The sequence below is a fragment of the Coleofasciculus sp. A1-SPW-01 genome (genome assembly GCF_040217205.1).
Classification (GTDB): Bacteria; Cyanobacteriota; Cyanobacteriia; order Cyanobacteriales; family Coleofasciculaceae; genus Coleofasciculus; species Coleofasciculus chthonoplastes_A.
In genome coordinates, this window is the sequence record NZ_JAVJNP010000022.1 from 1 (window position 1) to 24264 (window position 24264).

The 24264-nt window shown below is 45.7% G+C and carries 24 protein-coding genes and 1 tRNA gene; 11 read left to right on the forward strand and 14 right to left on the reverse strand.

Translation table 11 applies throughout. The annotated features are described in order from the left end of the window. Window positions 1-576: 576 nt before the first annotated feature. On the reverse strand, window positions 577-2319 hold the full coding sequence (locus RH949_RS03925; RefSeq protein WP_006105564.1) for a mechanosensitive ion channel: 1743 nt from the start codon (window positions 2317-2319) through the stop codon (window positions 577-579). Window positions 2320-2822: 503 nt separating this feature from the next. On the opposite strand from RH949_RS03925, the gene RH949_RS03930 reads away from it, so the two are divergent. The 3 genes from RH949_RS03930 to RH949_RS03940 all read left to right on the forward strand — a co-directional run bounded on the left by RH949_RS03930 (window position 2823) and on the right by RH949_RS03940 (window position 6430). Beyond that, window positions 2823-3281, forward strand: coding sequence for an SRPBCC family protein (locus RH949_RS03930; RefSeq protein ID WP_006105513.1), 459 nt, complete (start codon window positions 2823-2825; stop codon window positions 3279-3281). Between the two features lie 71 nt (window positions 3282-3352). Further along, complete coding sequence (locus RH949_RS03935) at window positions 3353-5140, forward strand: SLC13 family permease (RefSeq protein ID WP_006105506.1); 1788 nt, start codon at window positions 3353-3355, stop codon at window positions 5138-5140. Between the two features lie 240 nt (window positions 5141-5380). Then, window positions 5381-6430, forward strand: coding sequence for a D-alanine--D-alanine ligase family protein (locus RH949_RS03940; protein WP_006105567.1), 1050 nt, complete (start codon window positions 5381-5383; stop codon window positions 6428-6430). A 475-nt stretch (window positions 6431-6905) separates the two neighbouring features. Here the strand turns inward: RH949_RS03940 and RH949_RS03945 are convergent, their stop codons facing one another. Together RH949_RS03945 and RH949_RS03950 are read right to left on the reverse strand one after the other, a co-directional pair. Further along, window positions 6906-7265, reverse strand: coding sequence for a hypothetical protein (locus RH949_RS03945; RefSeq protein WP_006105585.1), 360 nt, complete (start codon window positions 7263-7265; stop codon window positions 6906-6908). Between the two features lie 318 nt (window positions 7266-7583). Continuing rightward, entirely contained in the window at window positions 7584-8081 is a 498-nt protein-coding gene (locus RH949_RS03950) for a helix-turn-helix domain-containing protein (RefSeq protein ID WP_006105569.1), read from the reverse strand. Between the two features lie 431 nt (window positions 8082-8512). On the opposite strand from RH949_RS03950, the gene RH949_RS03955 reads away from it, so the two are divergent. Next, on the forward strand, window positions 8513-9664 hold the full coding sequence (locus RH949_RS03955) for a helix-turn-helix domain-containing protein (RefSeq protein WP_446351988.1): 1152 nt from the start codon (window positions 8513-8515) through the stop codon (window positions 9662-9664). 500 nt (window positions 9665-10164) lie between these two features. Here the strand turns inward: RH949_RS03955 and RH949_RS03960 are convergent, their stop codons facing one another. From RH949_RS03960 to RH949_RS03990, 7 genes are all read right to left on the reverse strand, one after another. Next, complete coding sequence (locus RH949_RS03960; RefSeq protein WP_446351989.1) at window positions 10165-10299, reverse strand: hypothetical protein; 135 nt, start codon at window positions 10297-10299, stop codon at window positions 10165-10167. A gap of 271 nt (window positions 10300-10570) precedes the next feature. Then, window positions 10571-10906 carry a XisI protein gene (locus tag RH949_RS03965; RefSeq protein WP_006105521.1) on the reverse strand — a complete coding sequence of 112 codons (336 nt, stop codon included), beginning with the start codon at window positions 10904-10906 and terminating at the stop codon, window positions 10571-10573. Next, complete coding sequence (locus tag RH949_RS03970; protein WP_044210687.1) at window positions 10894-11310, reverse strand: XisH family protein; 417 nt, start codon at window positions 11308-11310, stop codon at window positions 10894-10896. Before RH949_RS03970 ends, RH949_RS03965 begins: the two co-directional genes overlap by 13 nt. Before the next feature lie 248 nt (window positions 11311-11558). Continuing rightward, window positions 11559-12134, reverse strand: coding sequence for a Uma2 family endonuclease (locus RH949_RS03975; protein ID WP_446351990.1), 576 nt, complete (start codon window positions 12132-12134; stop codon window positions 11559-11561). 361 nt (window positions 12135-12495) lie between these two features. Next, window positions 12496-12969 (reverse strand): hypothetical protein, encoded by a 474-nt coding sequence (locus RH949_RS03980; RefSeq protein ID WP_006105407.1) that lies wholly within the window; start codon window positions 12967-12969, stop codon window positions 12496-12498. Between the two features lie 35 nt (window positions 12970-13004). Beyond that, window positions 13005-13739, reverse strand: coding sequence for a nickel/cobalt transporter (locus tag RH949_RS03985; RefSeq protein ID WP_446351991.1), 735 nt, complete (start codon window positions 13737-13739; stop codon window positions 13005-13007). A 105-nt stretch (window positions 13740-13844) separates the two neighbouring features. Continuing rightward, window positions 13845-13916, reverse strand: a tRNA-Val gene (locus RH949_RS03990). 46 nt (window positions 13917-13962) lie between these two features. Between RH949_RS03990 and RH949_RS03995 the strand changes: the two genes are divergently transcribed. Together RH949_RS03995 and RH949_RS04000 are read left to right on the forward strand one after the other, a co-directional pair. Then, window positions 13963-14526 carry a metal-binding protein gene (locus tag RH949_RS03995; protein WP_446351992.1) on the forward strand — a complete coding sequence of 188 codons (564 nt, stop codon included), beginning with the start codon at window positions 13963-13965 and terminating at the stop codon, window positions 14524-14526. A 21-nt stretch (window positions 14527-14547) separates the two neighbouring features. After that, entirely contained in the window at window positions 14548-14676 is a 129-nt protein-coding gene (locus RH949_RS04000; RefSeq protein ID WP_446351993.1) for a DUF6653 family protein, read from the forward strand. A gap of 7 nt (window positions 14677-14683) precedes the next feature. On the opposite strand, the gene RH949_RS04005 is transcribed toward RH949_RS04000, so the two are convergent. After that, window positions 14684-15043 (reverse strand): hypothetical protein, encoded by a 360-nt coding sequence (locus RH949_RS04005; protein ID WP_446351994.1) that lies wholly within the window; start codon window positions 15041-15043, stop codon window positions 14684-14686. 94 nt (window positions 15044-15137) lie between these two features. On the opposite strand from RH949_RS04005, the gene mazG reads away from it, so the two are divergent. From mazG to RH949_RS04020, 3 genes are all read left to right on the forward strand, one after another. Further along, on the forward strand, window positions 15138-15974 hold the full coding sequence (gene mazG, locus RH949_RS04010) for a nucleoside triphosphate pyrophosphohydrolase (protein WP_446351995.1): 837 nt from the start codon (window positions 15138-15140) through the stop codon (window positions 15972-15974). Window positions 15975-16242: 268 nt separating this feature from the next. Next, the gene (gene ribBA, locus RH949_RS04015) at window positions 16243-17913 is read left to right on the forward strand and encodes a bifunctional 3,4-dihydroxy-2-butanone-4-phosphate synthase/GTP cyclohydrolase II (protein ID WP_044210584.1); all 1671 of its coding nucleotides are present in this window, start codon (window positions 16243-16245) and stop codon (window positions 17911-17913) included. 387 nt (window positions 17914-18300) lie between these two features. Beyond that, window positions 18301-18948 carry a Uma2 family endonuclease gene (locus RH949_RS04020; RefSeq protein WP_006105369.1) on the forward strand — a complete coding sequence of 216 codons (648 nt, stop codon included), beginning with the start codon at window positions 18301-18303 and terminating at the stop codon, window positions 18946-18948. Between the two features lie 154 nt (window positions 18949-19102). On the opposite strand, the gene RH949_RS04025 is transcribed toward RH949_RS04020, so the two are convergent. Next, window positions 19103-19828 carry a hypothetical protein gene (locus tag RH949_RS04025; RefSeq protein ID WP_446351996.1) on the reverse strand — a complete coding sequence of 242 codons (726 nt, stop codon included), beginning with the start codon at window positions 19826-19828 and terminating at the stop codon, window positions 19103-19105. A 136-nt stretch (window positions 19829-19964) separates the two neighbouring features. On the opposite strand from RH949_RS04025, the gene RH949_RS04030 reads away from it, so the two are divergent. After that, window positions 19965-21590 carry a DUF2079 domain-containing protein gene (locus RH949_RS04030; RefSeq protein WP_446351999.1) on the forward strand — a complete coding sequence of 542 codons (1626 nt, stop codon included), beginning with the start codon at window positions 19965-19967 and terminating at the stop codon, window positions 21588-21590. Window positions 21591-21872: 282 nt separating this feature from the next. Here the strand turns inward: RH949_RS04030 and RH949_RS04035 are convergent, their stop codons facing one another. Then, a complete protein-coding gene (locus RH949_RS04035; protein WP_446351997.1) occupies window positions 21873-21998 on the reverse strand; it encodes a hypothetical protein in 126 nt (41 codons plus the stop codon). A gap of 664 nt (window positions 21999-22662) precedes the next feature. On the opposite strand from RH949_RS04035, the gene RH949_RS04040 reads away from it, so the two are divergent. After that, window positions 22663-23268 carry a hypothetical protein gene (locus RH949_RS04040; RefSeq protein ID WP_006105385.1) on the forward strand — a complete coding sequence of 202 codons (606 nt, stop codon included), beginning with the start codon at window positions 22663-22665 and terminating at the stop codon, window positions 23266-23268. Window positions 23269-23377: 109 nt separating this feature from the next. On the opposite strand, the gene mtnC is transcribed toward RH949_RS04040, so the two are convergent. Continuing rightward, complete coding sequence (gene mtnC, locus RH949_RS04045) at window positions 23378-24112, reverse strand: acireductone synthase (RefSeq protein ID WP_446351998.1); 735 nt, start codon at window positions 24110-24112, stop codon at window positions 23378-23380. Window positions 24113-24264: the final 152 nt, after the last annotated feature.

Genomic DNA, 24264 nt, shown 5'->3' on the forward strand with positions numbered 1-24264 from the left:
CTCTATCACACCTAGCCCATGCCATCTTTAGCCCATGCATTACCATGTAGACCTAGGAGGGTTACTGTTATTATAGCGCCAAAAGTTAATTGTAATTTGAAAATTTCGTTCCTCAATTTTCCGCTGTCCATCCTCACCCTATTATCGTTGAGGGTGAGGACTTCCGCGCCTGCGTTAAAAAGACAGAAAAAAACCCAGCCAAACGATTAAAATAAGAAGAAGAAGACTCACGCTCCATCCGTGTCAACTTAAGGTAGAAAAGTAAGCCGTTTGAGTTCCCTCCCCTTTAAACTGAAGTTCCCCCGGCAAAAAAAATGAAACTGCCTTACTGTGCGGCTTGGCGCGATTCTTGAGGAGCTTGAGCGTTAAAACCATTAGAGTATAAGGCTTTAGCCTTGTTTTGGGATACAATCTGTTGATGTTGGGGTCATTAACTTAAATTGCCGAAATGCTTGGTATATCTATATTTGGGCATATTGTGACCCCTTTTTTTCATCTTTTTGTGAAAAATCCGGGAGAATCCCCTGCACGTTTTGGCAGGGGATCGAATTCAACGCTGTTCGATTCTCTTTCCCGTTATTGGTAGGGTCCGGGGGGTCGGTCTTCTTTGAATGAAGATAACCATTCACGAACTTGACCCGCCGCAATATCGCGAGATCCGAGTCCAAACGCCAGCGCGATCGCGACAGCAATTGCGCCTAAGAGTAAGCCAAAGGCTAAATTTACGATGTCGCCAGCGATACCCATTTGTTGCAGCGCCATCGCAGCGGAAAAGGAAATAATCGCAATCCGAGCCGCTTGTGCCAAGATTTGGGATTGGCGCGATCGCGAACTAGTAATCAAGTTAAAGGCAAGATTCGCAAAGTACAAGCCAACCGCAAATACGATTAACCCTGCCAGAATCTGACCCGCGATGACAATAATCCCGGTGACAATCGTGGTTAAGGCTTCAAACTGCAAGACATTCGTTGCAGCAACCGTAGCAAACAAGAGGATAGCAATGAATGCAATAATACCTACCAGTTCTGACGGTGTACGAATGGAGGGAGTTGATTCCGGTTGAACCCGCGTTTCCGGTCCAGTCTCTGGAGTGGGTATGCCTAACTCCGAAGGTTCGGCAGGGGGGGGAGTGGGAGCAGGACGACTGGGGCGGGGTTCCGGTATCCCTATCCAACGATAAACATTATTAAAGCCAATGCTGGCGAGAATATTGGTGACTAAATCCTTGACAAACTGACCGATTACATAAGCAATCAACAGAATCAACGCTGCTGTAAAGATTTTCGGTAGAGCATCGAGAATCTGATTTAACATCGCGATCGCAGGCTCTGAGATTGCCTCAATCTGTAAGGCATTCAGCGCGGCGATGCCGACGGGGATCAAAATTAAGACATAAACCGTCGTGCCAATAATCCAGGACAGTGATTTCCCTCCGGGCGCACTTTGCAGTCCAAATCGCGCTCCGAGTTGATCCGTTCCGGCGGCTGACAACAGATTGGTGACAATGCGCCGCACAACCTGAGCCACTAGCCAACCTGCTGCCGCAATTACAAGGGCTGCCAAGATATCTGGCAAGATTGCCAAAATTTCATTCAGCAACTCCTGCACCGGGCGCAGGGTTCCTTCCAAGCCCAGAGTGCTGAGAATGGAGGGCAGGAATAACAGAAAAATGAACCAGTACAGAGCGTTCCCCATGGTTTCACTTAGGGAAAACTGGTTGGTTTGACGTTGAGTCTCACCTGCTCCAGAACGGGGTGTCTCGTTGACTTGTTCACCCAAGCGCTCATCCAAACCTAATGTCCGTAATCCTCGGGTTGTGATCATCTTGACCAAGCTTGCCAATAACCAAGCCACCCCCAACAGAATTGCCGCTCCGAAAATCTTCGGCAAGAAGATCAGGATTTGGTCGAGGAAATTATTCAGCGGTTGAGAGACGACCTCAAGATTCAAGGTCTGCAGAACCGCTACCACCGTGAAGATGATGATAATCCAGTAAACGGCACCGGCTACCCATTTCTCGATCGGCGGCGCTTCTGCCCCTTGACCACCAGCAAACCACTCGGCAATTTGATTGTCGATACGGGTGCGGTTGAGCAATCCTTTGGTAATTGACTTAGCAATCAAGGCAACGATCCAACCGACAATCAGGATGAGGATCGCGGCAATTAGATTGGGAACGAAGCTACTCAGATTTTGCACAATTCCCTGAACACCAGCCTGAGTTTCTTGGATGGGTGCTGGTGTGTCTTGGGCTAAGAGGGGATGCACCCAAGGGGGCACACCTCCAATTGGGATGATTCCTTGCCAAGGTTGATTCATAGTCTTCCTTATCTAATTACTCTCTAACAGTAAACGCAGTTACACACAATCTGTGACTTTCAGGCTACAACTCATCGAGTATTTATAATCCTCTCAATCCATCGATATCTTTGTCTCCATGTTTTATGTGCTAATTCAAGATTTCTCGCCTCAGAGCGTCATTGCTATCAGTTTCCCACTGATTACGGCGTTACCTCTATCTTTATGGGGAATTTGGGGACAAAAATCAAGCTTATGTTAGTTTTTTACCTCAAATCAGCTTTTTTTGGTGTTCATCAGGGTATCGCATATCTCTTTGTCAAATAGATGGGGCAAGTAACCTTCCGCCCACCCTCATCCATCATCTGGCGTTGCCAAGAGTGTCCTGATCTCCGATTTGCCTCGTCTTCCTCCCTTTCTGCACAATAGAGGAGATTCGATCCGGATTAAGTCAGATACAGCGAGCTGGCGCTGTAGTAATACAAGTCAGATTACCAGCTATTGAGACGCTATTATCGCTTTAAATGTCCAATTCTCAAGTTTTTGAACAATCTATCCCCATAAAAGCCAGTGCCACTACTGTTGAGCGCTGTATCACGGATCTGACACTGATGCACCGCTGGCTCAATCCAGCCCTGCGTTGTTATCCGGTGGGGGAGTGGAGTACAGATATCGGGAGTCGCAGTCGCTTTGTGATTCAAATTCCGCTAGTGCAGCCTACCCTCAACAGCGTTGTTGTGGAACGGGAACCCGGTTTAGTCGTTTGGCAATTTCAAGGATTTTTCCGAGGGCGCGATCGCTGGGAATGTCAACCCACGATTCGAGGTACGAGGCTGCTGAATCGTTTTGAGTTTGAAATTCCCAATCCTCTCGTCAGTTGGGGCTTTAATACCTTTGCCACAAGCTTGACACAGCAGGATATGAAAGCCCAGCTACGCCGCCTGAAACGAGTCGCTGAACAGATGTATCAAGGGACGGATTAATAATTTTAGCAAGTATATTAGATTCAGTGCTAGCCCGAACGCTACTTGCCACTTAATGCATCTTACCCGCTATGACGACGATTCTTCTCACCCTCGGTGTTATCCTACTGACCCTGATTTTATTCATCAGCGAATGGTTGCCCGTTGATATTACCGCACTCACAATTATGGTGCTGCTGATCGTGCTGGGATTAGTCACCCCAGAGGAAGGCATATCTGGGTTTAGTAGTTCCGCCACGATTACCGTGATGGCAATGTTTATTCTCAGTGCAGGAATTGCCCGCACGGGTGCGATTCAAATCGTTAGTGAACTCCTAGTAAAGTGGGGAGGTAAAACATCCTCGCAGCAGATTTTAGCCTTGGGGGTAATTGCGGGTCCGATTAGTGGTGTGATTAATAATACGGCTGTCCTGGCTGTCTTTCTGCCGATTGTGGAAGATTTATGTCGCCAACAGCGGATTTCTCCCTCCAAGCTTCTCATTCCCCTGTCTTATGCCACTATTTTAGGGGGAATGATTACCGTAATTGGCACATCCACCAACATTTTGGCGAGTGGTTTGTCGGATAAATTGGGGTACGGTACATTCAGTTTATTTCAGTTCACCAAATTAGGACTACTCACCTTCACGATTGGCTTAACCTATCTTGTATTAATTGCCCCCCGGCTATTACCCAATAAAAAAGCTGCGGGTAGTGATACTCAAGAGTATGGACTTCAAGACTATGTGAGTGAAATTGTGATTCCACCAGGTTCCAGCTTGGTTGGACAAACGTTACGTTCGACTCAAATTCAGCGTAAATTTGATATGGACGTACTGGAGATCATCCGTAACGAAACCCGTTTTGCCCAACCTCTGGCTGATAAAATATTGCAGCCTGGAGATATTTTAGTTGTTCGGGGTAAACGGGAATGTTTACTGAATATTAAAGCGGAACGGGGGATCGATATTTTGCCCGATGTCCAATTTGGCAAGAAATCCCTCGAAGAAGACTTAACATCTGGGGAAGATACGATCGCAGAAGTCTTAATTTTGTCAAACTCTGATCTAGCCGGCTCTACCCTTAAAGACTTTCGATTTCGGCAACGCTATAACCTGACGGTATTAGCCATTCGTCGTGGACAAGAATTTGTTCGGGAACGGTTGGGGAAAGTTCCCTTACGGTTTGGGGATTTGCTCTTGGTACAAGGACCCAAGCAAAGTTTTGTCGGATTACAAAATAGTCGCGATTTGTTAGTCTTTGAGCAACGAGATATGGAATCGTTACGGCGAGAAAAAGCTGGAATTGCCGTAGCAATTGGTGTGGGTGTTGTTCTAGTTGCAGCGTTTGACCTATTCCCAATTTTGGTTAGTGCCTTGGCGGGAGTGGTTTTAATGGTCGTCACGGGCTGTCTGAAACCAGGGGAAGTGTATAGTGCGGTTCGCTGGGATATTATCTTTCTCTTGGCTGGATTAATTCCGTTGGGAATTGCCATGGAAAATTCGGGAACGACTAAATGGTTAGCCGATAATTTAGTTTCCCTGGGCAGTAGTTTTTCACCCTACTGGATGCTGACGTTTTTCTTTCTGATTACGGCATTATTGACTGAGGTTTTATCCAATAACGCTTCGGTTGTTTTACTTTTACCCATTTCAGTGCAAGTGGCTCAGACGTTGGATCTCAATCCCTTTGCCTTTATGTTTGCTGTCACCTTCGCCGCGTCAAATAGTTTTATGACACCGATTGGTTATCAAACCAATACGATGGTCTACAGTGCAGGAGGTTATCGGTTTTTGGACTTTTTTCGCGTGGGCGCTCCCCTGAGTCTTTTGATGACTGTTGTTATTCCTCCCTTGATTATTCTGCTTTATGGTTTATGACGATTTGTCTTATGTTTTATGTCATTGGGAAGGAGTTAACCCGGATTTGGGATTAAGCTGTTCGGTATTTAGATCGGGAGACTTCAGTCCCAAGGAAGGCAACAGGAAAGAGGCTTCCGTGAGCGTCAGCCGAACAGCAACAGGTAACGCCTGAATACACAATTTAAATGCGTTTTAGCTTACTAAACTCGCCATAACCAAGTAGGATAAGTTTTTGACCCATCAACAATTCACGAAAACATGACAAAAGTACGAATCGGACTGCTATTTGGAGGACGTTCAGGAGAACACGAGGTTTCGATTTGTTCAGCACAAGCGATCGCGAAAGCGTTGAGTACGCCACCGAATACGGAAAAGTACGAGGTTTTACCGATTTATATTCAAAAAGATGGCATCTGGCAACCCCCAGACATCGCCCATCAGGTTTTGGCATCGGGAACGCCTCTAGAAGCCAATGGAGAGGGAAACCTCTGGCAATTTCCACCTCAGGTGGCTGACGTGGAGGTTTGGTTTCCCATCTTGCACGGACCCAATGGCGAAGATGGCACGATTCAAGGCTTGTTAACGTTAATGCAGGTTCCTTGTGTGGGTTCGGGTGTCTTAGGTTCGGCAATGGCAATGGATAAAATTGCCATGAAACAGGTATTTGATCAAGTAGGACTTGCCCAAGTGAAGCATAAGGGATTGAGTCGCGCCCAGGTGTGGTCAAATCCCTGTGTTTTCCCGAAACTGTGTGATCAGATTGAGGAAACGTTGGGGTATCCCTGTTTTGTTAAACCCGCTAATTTGGGATCATCGGTGGGTATTGCCAAAGTGCGATCGCGAAGTGAGTTAGAAACGGCGTTAGATAGTGCAGCCAGTTATGATCGCCGGATTATTGTGGAAGCGGGAGTCGTGGCGCGGGAAGTCGAATGTGCGGTTTTAGGGAATGATAATCCGAAAGCATCTGTGGTGGGTGAAATTAGTTATACCAGCGATTTCTATGACTATGAAACTAAATATACAGAAGGTCGTGCCACGTTATCGATTCCCGCACCATTACCGGATAGTGTGAGTCGTCAGATTCAGGAGATGGCACTCCAAGCATTTGCGGCGGTGGATGCGGCTGGTTTGTCACGGGTGGATTTCTTTTATGTAGAGGCGACAGGGGAGGTTTTGATTAATGAAGTCAATACCTTACCCGGTTTCACCGCCACCAGTATGTATCCGCAACTGTGGGCAGCCACTGGTGTACCATTCCCTCAATTGGTGGATCAGTTGATTGAACTCGCCCAAGAACGGCAAACCTAAGTAGAGGCTGCTGAATAAGTGTTGTGGTGAGGAGGAGCGGGGGAACACCTCGACTTCGCTCGGTGTGTCAGCTGGGGGAGCTGGGGGAGCTGGGGAAGCTGGGGGAGCTGGGGGAGCTGGGGAAGCTGGGGGAGCTGGGGGAGCAAGGGTACATTTTTCCTGAGCAAGGTGATGCCATACATTTACCCCGAATTCGTCATTTGTCATTTGTCATTTGTCATTTGTCATTTGGAAACTGTAGGGGCGACCCGCTTGCTCTAATTTTCAACACCAGTCCATTCAATTGGGTCGGGTCGCCCTTTACTTAAGTCCTTGAGTCAGAATGTGTTTCTCAAGAGGAATGGCAATGAAGCAAGCATTTTTGGATCACCAAAATCCTTGATATGCCGTAGGGTGGGCATTGCCCACCAACCTCAAGTCGGTGACATTCTGCTTAAGATTTTCTATGGATTAGACTCAGGAGGGCAAAGCCAATCTAACAATTCACCCGGAATTTCAGTTTGTCTCCATCTCCAAAACGAGGCGGTTTGACCTGGGGGAAGTTGGCGGGTAGGTGAATGGATGGGAAAAGAAATCGCCGGAAACTGAAGCTGTGCAGTAAATCAGTGCTACCGTGACGTAGGGCGTTGAGATAAGGTGCGATCGCCTTTCCGTTTAGGTTGGCGGTTAAGTCTCGGATCAGGATCGCGGCGAGGCTGTCGAGTTCGGATGGGGTCAGGTTGACCCAACTGGCGTCAAAGTCAGCGTCAGAGTAGGTTTGCAGGCGAGTGAACAGAGGCGCGATCGCGAAATCCTCGCTTGGCTTGTTGATAGCCTTGCTGGTAGGTGAGTTCACCAGGGGGACAGTTTGGTTTTAACATGGTAAAAGTCTCCGTTTATGGGGTAGTCACAAGTCGGCAGGAAGCGTCGGAAACTTGAGGCTCCCCTTGTGACACATTTAGGTTTGTTAGCGGTTGGATAAATAGACATATCGCTGCTGGTGGATTATTTCGAGTCGGGATAATGCCTCTGGTGTATAACGTTGGGCTTCAATGCAGATTGATTGCCAGAGGCGATCGAGGGTGTCGAGGTTAGGGTTGTTGAGGCTTAACTATTGTCAGCTCCAACGATCATGCTGACAATATAGTAAACAAGCTACTCCTGTGTCAATACCCTACTCCGAATTTTCTGACCCTTCCTCGTATCTGAATCCAGCTAGTTGAGCAACCAATTCTAGATGTTTAGAAGTAGACAGAGGCGGCTCATATAGACCAATTTCCCAATTACTGACGGTTTTCTGTCGCACACCCATCCTTTGGGCAAACTCTGCCTGGGTTAAACCCATGTGGCGGCGCAGTGCTTTGATGAGTTCAGCGTTCCATAGCACAGTGTCACCCACGCGCTGAACTTTAAGTTTTGCTGTAGGTTGGCGGAATGTCACCCGTTGTTGCTCGAAATCGACATCCTCAACCCGATATCCGGCTTCCATCCAAGCAGAAGCTTGCAGTGCGCCTTTACTGCGATTGCTCCACCATGCCCGTTTTTTCCGTGCTGAGTCGGGTAAGGTGTCATTCATGAGTTCCTCAATTTCTGCAAAGGTGAGAATGACTTCATCTTGATTACTCTGTTGCAGAAATGCCCAAAGTGGCTGGTACTTGCTATCTGGCTTCATGCGGCAAAACCTCTACGCCCATCAATGTCTGTGGGTTGAGATGTTGGCGGGATTTCTTTTTTGGTGCAGTGGGAAAGGGGCATGAAGCTGTTCTAGGGGACTCTTGACCATCTCTAGGATGCCAGAAAATCTGGGAGTGCGATCGCTCTATCTTGCCAATTTGCCATTAGTAATCGAATCCAGCCTGATCAGCGACTAACAGAAGAGGTGAATGTAGGGGCATCATCCTTGCGCCCTCACCCCCTGCATCTATCCTGATCAGAAACGCTATAATCGCTGTCGCAGTTGTTCTACAAAGCTCGGTTTCAACCTAAATTGAGCGTTAGCCATGCCTTGGATGAGGGTATCGAGTTCTTCTGGCGGTGGCTTCTTTGTTTTCACCCAAGCCTCAAGAATACCTGGCAAAGTCAGATGGGGTTCAACACATGAACATGAATTACGAAATTCTCGGTCAGCGCCTGCGACTAGCGCGTGAGCGATCTCGAATAAGTCAAACTGAAGCCGCTCAAGTTATAGATGTCACGGCGGCGGCTCTAAACCAGTATGAGAGCGGAAAGCGTCGGGTAGATGCTCTTACCTTGGAGCGTCTATCTCGGCTTTACGGAGTACCACTGCGATCGCTATTTGGCGAAGAAACGGTTCAATCCGACTGGGAAGAAGCATTACGGCTTAATTCTGAAACTATTTCTGCTTCTAGTAAGGCGGGAATTGCCCGTTTGATTGAAAAAATTTATGCCCTAGAGCAACTCTACACTCAGACGGATACTCCTTTTCCTGGTGTTTCTCACCCACCTTTTGCCCCGCTTGCCAATCGCCTCTTACTTGAAACCGAGACGGCGGTGTTAGCGGCTCAAAAGGCTCGATATCACTACAACTTGGGAATGGCACCTCTAGTTAATTTGCGAAGCTTCTTAGAGGCTCAAGGATTAATGATATTTATCATTCCCTTTGGTAAGGAACAAAATGCTATATCTGGGCTATTTTTGTCTCATCCCAAACTGGGAAATATTATTGCCATTAACCAAGCCCAGACTGATTCTCGTCTCTCTTTTAGCTTGGCTCATGGATTAGCTCATCGTCTCTATCAATATGACCAACCCGCTATTCTTTGTCACCATGGAGTTACTAATCCGTTAGAATGCTTTGCTGAACGATTTGCGGCTTATTTCCTGATTCCTTCAGCAGCATTGCAGGAACGTTTACATAGTCTGGGAGTAAAACGGGTGAGGCATCCGGCGGAAGTTGTGCATTTAGCCCACTACTTCGGCGTTAGCTATGAAGAAATGTTAGTTCGATTGGATTTGGAACATCAACTCGCAGGTTCTCAGGAAGACTTTAAGCGGATTCAGCCCGCACGTTTATCTCGAAATTTGGGTTATAGTTCTTCGTTTGAGGAGAGTGGAGAGGGTTTTCTTCCTGTAGAAAAACGTTTACCTAGAATTTTCCTAGAACTTGCCTATCGTGCTGTTCTAGCGGACAAGTTATCCCGGCGGCGAGTAGCGGAAATGTTGGGTATTAGCGATATTGAATTGGAGGATCGTCTGTGTACGAATGAGCAAACACTTGAAGAAATTGCCAGTTAATCAAGGGGTGTGTATGGAGTGCGATCGCTCTGTGCTGCAAAAATACCAAAGAGCGAAGAGATGAAAAGTTTGGCTAGAGAAGTTAAGAGGAAGAGAATGAGTGCTGATAACTCTTCATGGTGATCCTTGTAGTGATCCTTGCTCACTGTCTGTTGGGCTTTGACCACTGTAGTAATTTTCTCGAAGAATTTTAGGTTCGGGCAAATCAAATATCTCAGATGGGCTACCTTGAAGAGCAAGATCTCTTGCACCAACAAGCATGGGATCATTTTTGTTGACCGAGAATTTTTAAAAACAATTGATTCTCTAAAAAATAGCTTACTAGATATTTCTTTTGACTCTGAGCAAGAAAATATTTAAGTCAAGTCATTATTCGCGAGTTGCAATCGCGAATAATATTTCTCTCTTTTCCAAAATGGGATGCTCCCAATCAATCATCTGATTACGATTCTTCCCATAAACCCGAAAATCGCTATCTAGGGTTAACACACAACTTCCTTCTAATAGAGTTCAGCGTTGACAATATCGCACAGCACGATGTCTTGCCGTGGAATAGTCACCAATTTCTCAACAACCGCTGAATTTCGACGAATCAGATAGAGAATGCACGTATTCGTATCTAACAGATAAATCACAAAAGTTCCCAAAGCCGCTGCTCATATTCTCCTTGTTCCTCGCGTGTCAATGGTTCCCCTTGCCACTTTCCCGCTGTCCTCTCAAAAAAACCAGGAGACCAGCCCAACTCTTCTGGTGTTAGGATTATATTCATCGCCTCAATACCTCCACGTTGATTCCATTAAAAATTTGAAACCTTTATTGGTGACTACTGCCTTCATTTAATTAATTTTACCAACAACTAATACGTATAGTATATCCAAGATAGTGTTAGGCTTCATCCTGGTTCGTTCACTGAACCGCAAACTCTGTATAAGGGCGAACATCAGGGGGATGAAATCCCAGGACAATTTTATCTTTGGGGATGCCTGCGGCAATCAGATCGTTAGCAATACCGTCTTCTGTACCATCTCGATGAATCCAAATTTTATCGTTAATGATTTCGATGTGAACCAAGCAACCATGTACCCGTTTTTTATTTTGCCATCCCAAGGTTAGAAGTAGGTAATTTTTTTGGTCTTCACTAATAATTAATCGTCTTTGTAAATTTCCGTAAGCATAGGGTATTTGAAAATAATCGTGGAGAATGTCATAAATAATTTGATGGTAGTTATTTAGGGTATCCATCGCACTATTGCCTCCTTCACCGAATCAAACACAATTAAATTCAAACGTTTATTTTCTAACAAAATTCCGCCAATAGGTTCTTCAAAAATATCAGAGAATGTTTCCTCGCGAATAGCCAAATAAAGTTTGCGTTCTGGTTCTAAGCGTTGAAGAATATCGTAATAAAGGATATACTGCCCTAAAGCTTGTTCTAAATTAGCCACTTCAGATAAGCCAACGAAGCTTTTAATTTCAACAGCAATTTTTTGTCCTTGTTTCTCGGCAGCGATAAGTTTTTCAGCTCCTAGATCGATAAATAAATCTTTTTTGCCCCATTCTATGGTAAGTGGATCATTTGTGATAATCCAATCATCTTTGATCAGGGCGTTTTTAACGGTATCATGGTAGATATCTTTAGCTGGCATAAGCTGTCACGCATTTAAATTGGGAATGGGTAGCGAGCAAGATGCAAAGCCTTCGGCATGGCTTCGCTTAACGCACTACAAGGATTTCGGGAGCATCCCAATTTGGCACGTTGGCTCTTTAAATGGGGCTGAAACCCTTGCAATTGCGTTACTTTAGGTAATGCTTTGTCCAAAACGGGATGCTCCCAGGATTTCGCAATTCTTGACATTATGGTTTAAATGCCGAACAGCTTAGAAAGAACTGACTGTTAACCACCCAAAACTACCTGTAAATCCAGTACAAATCCTGGTAAAACCTCTTCCCCTGATAAACTCGTAGGCGACTCTAAAACCTCAACCTCCCGATTAGGTCGATAAATCTCAACCCGTTTATTCTTCGCATCAATCAACCACCCCAAACGCAACCCATTGTCTAAATATTCCTGCATCTTTTTGCGTAAAGGTTCCATATTGTCACTCTTAGAACGCAATTCGATCACAAAATCCGGACACAGTGGTGGAAATGTTTCCTGTTGTTTTGGCGTCAAAGCCTCCCATCGTTCTTGACTCACCCACGATGCATCCGGAGAACGATCTGCACCATTAGGAAGCCGAAATGCTGTCGAAGAATCAAAAGCAACTCCCAAACCAGCCTGACGGTTCCATGATTGAAGCTGAAACGCGATATCAATATTCCGTTTTCCGGTAATTCCCCCAGTGGGTGGCATAATAATTAATTCTCCTATTGCTGTTCGTTCGAGTCGCACGTCGCGATTAGCCGCAGCGAGTTTCTCAAACTGCTCCTGAGTAACTTTTAGGGTTTGTGGGATAATAATTGGAATCATTGTTCGTTACAAGTCAAAAATGCGATCGCCTGTTTTTCTACCTGTGGGCGCACGTCTGTCATTGGTGTCAACTACAGGCGAGAAAATCAATGCTGGCAAGGTTTTAAACTGTGTCTATCTACTCCTCGACATTTCCCCCTCATCCCCTAACCCCAACTCTGGACCCCCCTCATTCCCCCCTTATAGATCCCCCTCCCGTCCCCCTTCAAAAGGGGGAAGCCAGAGGATGCGGGAGCTTTTTTTGCATGGGAGAAGGGGAACTAGACTCTCTTGCTCCCCTCTCCCCAGAGTGGGAGAGGGGCTGGGGGTGAGGGGTTGAGCTTAAGTTGACACGGATGCACGTCTGTGCGCCCCTAGGAGGCTAATTCTTGAATTTATTGATAAATTGACTACCAATGCCACAACCAATGGCAAGCACCACGACAATAATTTGACTGGCAAGATAGTGATGATGGTGAGGATGATCCTCCTGAATCTGGCTGATCGCCTCGATATCAATTCCGCGATCGCTCACCGGAATCGTTAACATATCCCAATGACTATCCTCACCAATCTCCACCTCCCACTCTCCACTGACGGAGTAGTCGGGTTCAAAAACAAACATCCCTTGTTCGTTTGTTCTTCCTTCGATCGGCGCATAGTCTGAACCCGCAGGAGGATGGACAATCACAGGCGCATCTTTAAACGCTTCCCCTGTGCTGAACAGCGATTGAAGTTCCAGGGACTTAATGTTTAAGTTATAGTTTGTTTCTACACCATGGGCGAACGCTTCTCTAGGAAAGCCCAAAAGACTGACAAGTACCAGTAGGACAACAAAGAACTGTTTTACTTTCATTTGATATCTCTGAAAAGGTTGTGATTGATTTTGCCTCATAACGAGGTAGTGACTGAAACAACAGTTATACCAAAGCCAATGACCATGATCACGATCGCACTCAAAATGGATAACTTCTGCAACACTTGATCCGTTTGTGGCAATCGCTCCAGCCACTGGCGAGCATAAATGGCGACGACACCCAAAATAACTAACACTGATGCTAACCCCAGACTAAACCCGCCCACCAGAAATAGCCCATAGCTGATCTGGTGTAGTGCAACGGCACTCAATAACATCACCAATGCAGATGGACAAGGAATTAATCCCCCCGCCATCCCTAATTTAACCAGGGATGAAAGGCTAGTGGGTGAGTGGGCGTGTGTGTGTGAATGGGGATGGGAATGGGAATGCAGCCGCTTTCTCAGCAGGCTCAATCCGACGATACCAATGGTTAACCCGCTCACGAAACTCAGCACCGGATAGGATTGTTCGGGCAAAACGTATTGAGACGCAAACAGCGCGATCGCACCCAAGAGAAAAATACTCAGCGTATGGGTAAAGGTTATCGTTAATCCGAGTAAAACAGCCTGTTGTGGTGTGCCTTGAGAGCCAATAAAATAGGCACTGACGAGGGTTTTACCATGTCCAGGGGACAGTGCATGAACCGCACCGAATCCAAACGCGATCGCAATCCCGATTAAAACCGTGCTTAACGTGGGTTCAGAGGTGATCAGGTTCGGCACAGAGGATGTGTGACTCAAGTGAGCTAAAATACACGCTTGTGACATGAAAACTGGGTGTGTAAGTTAGGTGATTATATCAAAACGGTACACCAGCTTCCCATCAAGTAGGGGCTTGGTAACCAAGCCCCTACAAGTGCTGTACAAAAAAAATGGGCAGTACTGGATTCGAACCAGTGACATCCTGCTTGTAAGGCAGGCGCTCTACCGCTGAGCTAACCGCCCGTGTATGTAACATACTTACTTAGGTTAACACGAAATTACCAAAAATATGCCCTCTGGTCAAATACACGATCGCATTACCTTATGGAGCCTCCCCCTTATAACCGCTGCAACCCGCATCATGACTAGGAATGGGGACTTAACCCTGATCGTATCTGGAGGCTTTTTTTTTAGTGGACTCATGTTCAGCCCCGACTTAGATCTCTACTCACGCCCCTTTAAACGCTGGGGGTGGCTACGCTGGATTTGGCTACCCTACCAAAAGGTAATGCGCCACCGCTCTATTTTTTCCCACGGCTTTATCCTGGGGACGACGATTCGTATCCTTTATCTGGGGAGTTGGATCATCGCCCTAGCGGGAATCGGATTAGTGATTATGTACTTATTCCAAGCTGTACCCTGGACTGGGGAAGAGTTGAAACAACAAATCACGCGATCGCTCCTCGATTATCAAGCCCACTGGATTGCCTTATTTATCGGCTTAGAACTCGGCGCTATCATCCACTCCATCAGTGATTGGACGAGTTCCACCTACAAGCGCTACCAGCGTCAAAAGCAAAAGCCGCGCCGTAAATCCACTAAACGCAAACGAACCTCAACTCGACGAACTTGACGCTTCTGGGATCTAACAACCATGACTCTAGAAAACAAAATTGCTCAACTGTTTCAGATGGATGAAGCCACATGGACACATCATGCTAATCCCTGGAGTGTCTGGACTGCTGATAACTCTCAATCAATTCAAACGTTTTACCCTAATTAACCCAGCCTTAAATCGATGACGCTTGTGCTTGCTGAATACGTTCTGCCCAAAATTCATTTTGGTCTAACGTCAGGACAATTTTCTGGTAGGGTTCATCCTGTAGCCCTAGCACCAAGTAATTGCGATCGCTAGTCACATACCAAAATTCTTTCCCTCTGGAACTGTAGTAAGTTCCCGCCTTAATCACTCCCGGTAACGCTGTACCAGGGGCGCGGATTTCTGTCCAACTGCTTGGGGGTTCATCAGTGGTGACACTGGTAATATGGTTGAGGGGGATTTCCCATACTTTATCTAAGGTAAACGCCCAGAGTTGCTCATACCATTCCAGTTCGATGCGGAGTTTTTGATCAACAATATTTAGATTCATAGTTACCGGATAGAATCGAATCGCTTGAGGGATTGTCCCTATAGCTTAACCAAAATGCCTGCATTCTCGACCCCTTACATAAGGCATAAGACAAATGACGAATGACAAAGGACAAATGACAAATGCCCTACAACAGCTTATCGATGTGGTTGCCCAGTTGCGATCGCCCGATGGGGGGTGTCCTTGGGATCTTGCCCAAACGCCGGAGACGTTGACCCCTTATGTGATCGAAGAAGCTTATGAAGTGGTGGATGCGATTCGCAGTGGCAATCCCCAAGCCATTGCCGAAGAATTGGGCGATTTACTGCTTCAGGTCGTCTTACAAGCCCAAATAGCCGCCGAAGTCGGTGACTTTACCCTCAAAGAGGTGGCGGATGGCATTACCGAAAAACTGATCCGTCGTCATCCTCACGTCTTCGGTGATGTCAATGTGCAAGATGCCGAAGAAGTCCGTTACAATTGGGAGCAAATCAAAGCCGCTGAAAAAGGGGAAACCCCAGCCGAGGCACAACGGTTGAGTCGCAAACTCCAGGGATACGCCCGGAAACTCCCCCCCTTAATGGCAGGGATGAAAATGTCTCAAAAAGCCGCCGCCGCTGGGTTTGAATGGAATGATGTGGATGGGGTTTGGGCAAAATTTGATGAAGAATTAGCGGAATTCCATCAGGCAATTGCCCAGGAAGGGAAAGAGGAGCAGCAGGCAGAACTGGGGGACTTATTGTTTACACTAATTAATGTCGCCCGTTGGTATGATCTTGACCCAGCCACAGCGCTGCAAGACACCAACCAACGGTTTATCCAGCGTCTGTCGGGTATGGAAGCGATCGCGACTCGTTCCTTGTCTGAGTATAGCCTTGATGAATTAGAACAGCTTTGGCAGCAAGCGAAAGCCGCATTGAAGCAGTCACAGATGAGGGAGAGGGGGTTGTAGAGACGTATTGTTGCCCAAAATTGGGTAGAGATTTGTCCTGATAGAATCGGTCCTCCAAGAGTATGTATACTTTATTGGTATACCTATCCAGCCAAAAACCACAGCTAGGTAGGTGAGAGAGATAGCCGCCAGTTAGGTGGTGGAAAGCCTGTGGACTGGTTGAGTGCCGTCACCGCCAGAGTGAAGCAGGAAATAAGCGCTAAGGATGTCCACTTGTGGACAACTTTGGGTAAATCTTATGTAACGGTCTAGCACTCGCGCTTTTGACGTGGAATCGCCTGAAACTGTTTTGTTTGAATTCAACTCGATAGATGAAGCCCTAGCCGATCTCAAAGCCGGTCGCGCTTTGGTTGTGGTTGACGATGAAAACCGGGAGAACGAAGGGGACGTAATTTGCGCTGCCCAATTTGCTACACCGGATATGATTAATTTCATGGCGGTGGAAGCCAGGGGCTTGATTTGTCTGGCGCTGATGGGAGAACGCCTCGATGCCCTCGATTTGCCGTTGATGGTTACCAAAAATACCGATAGCAATCAAACCGCGTTCACGATTAGTATTGATGCAGCATCCCATCTGGGCGTGACAACAGGGATCTCGGCAGAAGATCGGGCGCGAACGATCCAAATTGCGATTAATCCCCACACTAAACCCTGTGATTTACGACGTCCGGGTCATATTTTCCCAATCCGCGCCAGAGAAGGAGGTGTCCTCAAACGGGCGGGTCATACGGAGGCGGCGGTGGATTTACCGCGATTGGCAGGTTTATACCCAGCCGGGGTGATCTGTGAGATCCAAAATCCCGATGGGTCGATGGCGCGTTTGCCGCAGTTGATTCAGTATGCCAAGCAGCATAATCTTAAACTGATTAGCATTGCCGATTTAATTAGTTATCGCCTGGAACACGATCGCTTTGTCTACCGGGAAACGGTGGCTAAATTGCCGACAGAGTTCGGCACGTTTAAAATTTATGGCTATCGCAATACCTTGGACAAAACAGAACATGTGGCAATTGTCAAGGGAGATCCGGACACGTTCCAAGACCAACCGGTGATGGTACGGATGCACTCAGAATGCCTGACGGGAGATGCTTTGGGTTCCCTACGCTGTGATTGTCGTCAGCAACTGGAAGCCGCGTTAAAAATGATTGAGGCGGCGGGTCAAGGGGTGCTGGTGTATTTGCGCCAAGAGGGACGCGGGATTGGTTTGGTGAATAAGTTGAAAGCCTATTCCCTCCAGGATATGGGATTGGATACGGTGGAAGCGAATGAACGCTTGGGATTTCCGGCGGATCTGCGTAACTATGGGATGGGGGCGCAGATGCTTAATGATATTGGCGTCAAAAAAATTCGCCTGATTACCAATAATCCGCGTAAGATTGCTGGATTAAGGGGATATGGGATTGAGGTGGTCGATCGCGTCCCCCTGTTGATTGAATCCAATGACTATAATTCGATCTATTTAGCAACCAAGGCACAGAAACTGGGTCATCTGTTGCTACAAACCTATTTAGTTACCGTGGGAATTCAGTGGTTAGATGCGCCTCAACCGGTGACAGAACGGTATGAACGACTGGAAAAGCTGCGACATTTAGCAGCAAGCCATAACCTATTGTTACAGGAAGAAGCCCGTCCGGTGGCGATCGCACTGTTTGGGAAACCGTCCTTAATTGTTCACCTGGGCTTTGATCAAGCTAATCTGGCAGAACCAGACTGGTACAAGGATAGTAATCATCCTTACTGCGTTGCGATCGCGAAAATCTTAGATACACTCAGCACTTGGTCGCAACTGGGACGTCTAGAATTTCTAGTGTCTACTGGGGTCGATCCCTTGCTTAGTTTACAAGTTCAGCTTGATCGGCAAATGTACTCATTGAGTCAGTGTCCCTCCCGCGTATTTGAGCATTTAACCACGCAAAAAATCTACAGTTTTGAGCGGTAAGGGTTATTGGTCTTATGTCTTATGTCTTATGTCCTTTGTTAAAGAGTTATTTAAGTATTCTTGCATAGCATTGCCATAACCCGTTGTCAACCCGTATTTTTGACGATTTATGGAAACTAGAAACAGGAAATTACTGAATTTTACGGATTTTTTATTGGTGTCCTTGAATCTACAATTGAAATCAAACAGAAAATGCTGAGTCTCTCCCGGTAAGCTATTGATAGCTACCGGGGGATTTTGTATAAAAAAATATAGTGGTTTGCGACTTGGGCGGATAGGGAACGGGTTGTGGTATAGCAGGTCGCTAGGCGTGTATTTACAACTCCCTTCTCTGAAGCTGAGTCCAGATGGGATGTTCGTACAAACATAACCCAAAGGTAACTATAAATGGTAACATTACAACTCAAACAGTTAAGTGTTCCTCTAGGACAGCGGATTATTTTGACTGATGTAAACTGGTCAAAATTCGAGGATATTTTGCAAGAACTTGGTGAAAAACGAGCGACTAGAGTAGCTTACTATCACAGTCAATTAGAAATTAGGATGCCATTACCAGAACATGAGTTTGATAAAGAAATTATTGGTGACATGGTAAAGATTTTGCTAGAAGAATTGGAGGTTGACCGCGAATGTTACGGTTCAACGACGTTCAAGCGCCAGGATATGGCAGCAGGAATCGAGCCAGATAATTGTTTTTATATTCAAAATCATCGTTTAATGATTGGCAAAAGACGATTAGATTTAACTGTAGATCCACCCCCGGATTTAGCGATTGAGGTTGATGTTACTTCCAAAACACAACTGAGTGCTTATGCGGCTTTGGGAGTGCCGGAGTTATGGCAGTTTTATCAGGGAACTTTAAAAATTAATGTACTGCAAGCGGGTAATTATGTTGAATCTTCTTTAAGTCCTACTTTTGAGAATTTCCCGATGATTGAGGGGGTTTCACAATTTGTCCAAATGAGTTTAACGCAAGGTTCAAGTGCTGCTTTAAGAGCTTTTCGGAAGTGGATTCGGGAGAGAATTGAACGATGATATAGCGCTAGGCAATAGGCAATAGGCAATAGTAGTGCTATACCTAATCCGGGCGGGTTTAGTCACATTTTGTGTGCAACCAGAAAGATAGTCGTTAAACCCGCCCCTACATAGACGCCAGGTGGGTATATAATCTACATTGTCGGTTTGGGATTTAAAACTGATGGTTTGCTAAACCAGCAGGATAAGATTGCGCCGAACGTTGGACAATACGACTATCAAGCTTTTGGGCAACATCGCCAACTTGAATTAATGGCATTTGTCCATTTACGTACATTACCCCTGTAAATGCAACCATTCCACCTCGACGAAAGGTTGCCATGTCTAATTGTAGAGGGGTTCCTTCCATATCGATGCCTAAGGTAAAGCCTGTTGAAGTATCCGCTACGTTATTCAATTCTGGGAGGGGTTTGTATTCCAAAACATTGATTTCTCCCATCCCTTGCAATCGTTGCTTCAGTTGGCTAACCAGTAACTGTTGAATTTCGGGTTGTTGTAACTGCTGTACATTAGTATCAAAGTTTACCCAATCTTGTTCGCTAAGGGGACTGGTAAATCCTAGAACAATTTGGAAGCTTTCGGGATTGACAAAGGCGAATAAATTTTCTGGGTTCAGGTTGGCTTCTTGGAATTGCTGGGTTAACAGTCTAAATTGAGAGGCAAGTGAGGCGGTTAATTCGGGGGGAAGTTCCTGGAACCCCTCAGGTAAGTCTTCGAGTAACAGCTTGATATTGGTAGAGGTGGAGGCTTGGGAAAGGGTTTGGGGAACCGTTGAGGATGCAGTGGAGACTGGAGTTAGGGGTATATCAGCATTAACGGGATTGCCGGTGAATAGGATTCCACTCAACAAGCCTAAGCTTAAGGAAATTCTCTTGATCATCTTACAATCAGCAAGGGGACTCCCGCTATGGTAGCAAAATTAAGGAGTCCTTTGTCCTTTGTCCTTTGTTAGGATAATGTTCTCTGGGAAATAACTACGGGTATGATAGACAAATTATACAGCCGGACATACTATGATGCGATTTAAATTTTCTCAGGTATCTCTATCAAAGTTAGCGATTACGGCGGCACTTGCTTTTTTTTGTGTGGCTTTAATTTTAGGCTTACATCGACACTATACTTTTTACTCGTCCTACGACCAAGGTATTTTTAATCAAGTCTTCTGGAATAACCTGCACGGACGTTTTTTTGAGAGTTCCTTATCCTCGCAACTTTCAACGAATGTGGTTCATCAGGGGGAGGTTCCTAGGGTTGATTATCATCGGTTGGGACAACATTTTACGCCAGCGTTGTTACTTTGGTTACCCCTGTATGCTTTATTTCCTACACCCGCCACGTTAACTGTATTGCAGGTAACATTCGTCACGGTGGCGGGTTTAGTTCTGTATGTTCTCGCACGAGAGTATTTAGAACCACCATTAGCTGGGATGATTACGGTTAGCTTTTACTGTGCGAATGCGGTTATTGGTCCAACGTTATCGAACTTTCACGATATTTCCCAGATTCCCCTATTGGTTTTTGGACTGCTGCTAGCGATGGAAAAACGCTGCTGGTGGCTGTTTTGGGTATTAGGCGTGTTACTTTTAGCCGTGCGCGAAGATGCGGGAATCGGCTTGTTTGGTGTGGGAGTCTACCTAATCCTAAGTCGGCGCTATCCCAGGATTGGGTTAGTGGTTTGTAGCTTAAGTTTTGGCTATATAATTCTACTGACGAATCTAGTTATGCCGTTATTTTCTGAGGATATTTCCCAGCGGTTTATGATGGAACGATTCGGTCAATATGCTTCAGGGGATGAGGCGTCTACGTTAGAAATTATCTGGGGAATGGTGAGTAATCCGGGACGAGTGTTGGTGGAATTAGTGACACCCTTTGGTCGCACGTTGAATTATTTATTGGGGCAATGGTTACCGTTGGCGTTTGTACCAGCGATTTCACCCGCCTCTTGGATGATAGCGGGATTTCCCTTACTTAAGTTGTTTTTAGGTCAGGGAGAATCGGTACTGGCGATTAATATTCGCTATGCGATGACGGTGGTGCCAGGGTTGTTTTATGGGGCGATTCTCTGGTGGGCACAGCATCAAGATTTATATAAGCGATCGCTGTTTCGATATTTTTGGATTTTTTGTATTACTTTAACGCTTATTTTTTCCTATACCTCCAGTGCTTCGGCGTTAAATCGGGCGTTTTATTTTATGCTACCGGATTCCTTTGATCCGTGGGTACATATCTCATTACCCCAACAGTGGAACCATGTGCAACAAATGCGTCCTTTAGTTGCCCAAATTCCACCGGATGCCAGTGTTTCGGCGACAACTTATATTATTCCTCATCTCTCTAGTCGCCGTGAAATTATCCGCTTACCGGATTTAAGGTTACGTAATGATCAGCAAGAGGTTATTAATGTAGACTATATGATTGCTGATCTTTGGCGGTTAAAGCAGTATCAGGTAGCTTTTGATCAGGAACGAGGACTCTTGAAGTCGCTAGTATCGCTCATTGATCAGGTAACGGCAAAGCAGGAGTATGGCATTATTGGGTTTGAGGATGGGGTGATTTTATTGCAGAAAGGGGTAGACTCTAATTCTGAGGCTATGGGAAAATGGCTGGTGTTTCGGAAACAGTTGGTTAACCGTTTATCCTGATAAAAAGTCTGATGCAGGATATCGTTGACATTCTCACCGACCTAAAAGGATCGGTGATGCCCTACCAGTCAAACAGGGATAACTGAATGTACTTTTGTCAAATTCCTTCTTGTAGGGGCGACCCGCTTGGTTTAATTAACAACACCACTCTATTCAATGCGATCGGGTCGCCCTGTCCTCAATTTAAAGCGAAGACCGCGCAACTGTATAAAGAGAATTATTTGGGTTGAGTCACGGTGCGATCGCGCCCTATTTCTTCCCTCCCATCCAGTCACTGGTTCCTCAATTTGTTGGCTTAAGTAGAGATTCGGTGATCTGTGTCTTATGCGATCGCACTTCCTCTAACTCCTGCTGAGTTGCATTCCCATTCCCCCCAGTTGTCCCTTTTTGATTAAAACTCAGATGCATAAAAATGGTTGTTTGTCAAATTTGCCTCGGTCTGAGTCAAGAAAATTGGGTAATGTAAGATGCTTGTCGTGTTTCAAGTTTGCCGCAGCGATACGGGATAAAATAACGTATTTATAAGGGTTTGAAGCGTTTAAGGTTAAAAAATTGCCATAAAAATAACACAATACAGGATTAAGTTAACATTGTACTACAACCTCAAACCCCGATCAAATCAGGATTGACCCGTGACGTTTTCTGCCCTGTTAAATTTGATTAACTTTAAATGATTAAAACCTAAGCGTAAAAACTAAAAGTTTTGCTTATCTCAGTCGGGTGGTGGAAATAAACAGGTGCAGACTAGACTTGGGAGTGATGCTTCCCCGTCTTCCTGGGAGTGGGAAGAAGTTAGGGGATAAGGGGGAAACGTGCGATCGCGTGGCTTAGATCAGGATAGATACGATTGGGCGATCGGGTCTTACTATATAGATAAGATCAAGCAACCATAGACCCTTTACCCTTCCCGGATACCACAACCCAAACCCCGATAATTTTCCTGTAGGGGCGACCCGCTTGGTTTAATCAACAACACCATTCCATTCAATGCGATCGGGTCGCCCTGTCCTGGCTTTGTTTTGGATTTACCTACGTTCTGAGGTATGAACGGATTTGATTAGATAAGAAAATCATGCCATACAGTCAATTCACGACTCTTGCTAAAGCCAAAGAAGCCTTCAATCTCACGACAGTAGAAGGGATTAGATTTTTGCCGGAAATTGACCCAATTCAACCCAGTTCTACCTTAGCCGCCATTCTGGACGAAAATCTCCCTCTCGCCGTGGCTACAGGGAGTGAAAAAGCCAGATCTGAATTAATTATTAGCCCAGTTTTAGTGGAAGTGCGGCGCATTTTAAACCGTCAAATTAGTTTATTTTCTGGCGAAGACTTTAACGTCGATGAATCACTGGGACTTAATGGGCGTTGTGACTTCCTGATCAGTCGTTCCCCCGAACTTTTAGACATTGAAGCCCCGGCGGTTGTGATTGTGGAGGCGAAACAAGCTAACCTTAAATCGGGAATTGGTCAATGTGTGGCGGAAATGGTGGCTGCCCAGAAATTTAATATCGCTAAGGAAAAACCGCTTCCCTGTATCTATGGTACAGTTAGTAATGGTAACCAATGGCAATTTCTCAAACTGGAAGCCACTACTGTCACAATTGATTTAATCGTTTATCCCCTCCCACCCGTTGAGCAAATTTTAGCCTTTTTGGTGTGGATGATACAGCAGGAATAAAGGCACAAGGAAGAAGACAGCAACTATAGGAAAGGGTTCAAAGCGTTTAATAGAGTAAGCTTTAGCTTACTTAAGCTTTCAGCCGGAAATTTATTTCCTGGCATCTAACTTAGGAGACAAACGATATCTCTTGAAAAGATTCTACTTCGGGTACGTCAGACCAAGATGCGGTTCCCTCGCGCTTGACATGAACCACTCGTAACCCTTTCTCTCGCGCCGCAACTAATTCAGCGGGAACGTCGGAAAAGAAGACAATTTTATTGGGGGCTAATCCTAGAACCTCGATAATCTGTTCGTAACTCATCGCTTCTTTTTTACTCCCCGTGGTTAAATCGAAATAGTTAGAAAAGAGTGGGGTTAAATCTCCTTCGACTGTGTGGCTGAAGAACATTTTTTGAGTCGCCATCGAACCCGATGAATATATGCCTAATTTTAACCCCGATCGCGCCCATTCTTCTAACTTTGGCTTGACATCAGGGTAAAGATGTGATTTAAATGCCTCTGTCTCGAATCCCTCTTTCCAAATTAGTCCTTGAATCGATTTCAGGGCGGGGTGTTTGCGATCGCGATCAATCCAGTGGAGTAACGTGGCGATCGCGCCCTCTAAATCAATCTCTTGTCCTTGTTCAGCTTTAACCGTCTGCTGCGTCAGGTTAATCGCCTCAACCACCTCGTCTAAATTCTGATGGCTTAAAACAAACTGTTCCAACCGTTCTCTAGAGTAAGGAAACATCACCTTATGGACAAATTGAATATCAGAGGTTGTGCCTTCAATATCCAACAAAATAGACTTGACATCGGTTAGGGTAAAACTCATCCAATCCTTAACTCCAATAAACGGCACTCGAACAGAAAGGTTCTCCCGTACTTAGGGTGATAATAAAGTCTTATGAATTAAGCCAAAGTCCCACGGTGTAATGCTTGTAGGTTGGGTTGACGAAGGAAACCCAACTAATTAAGCGATTAAGCTAGGTTTTCTTCAAATCAAGCCAATCG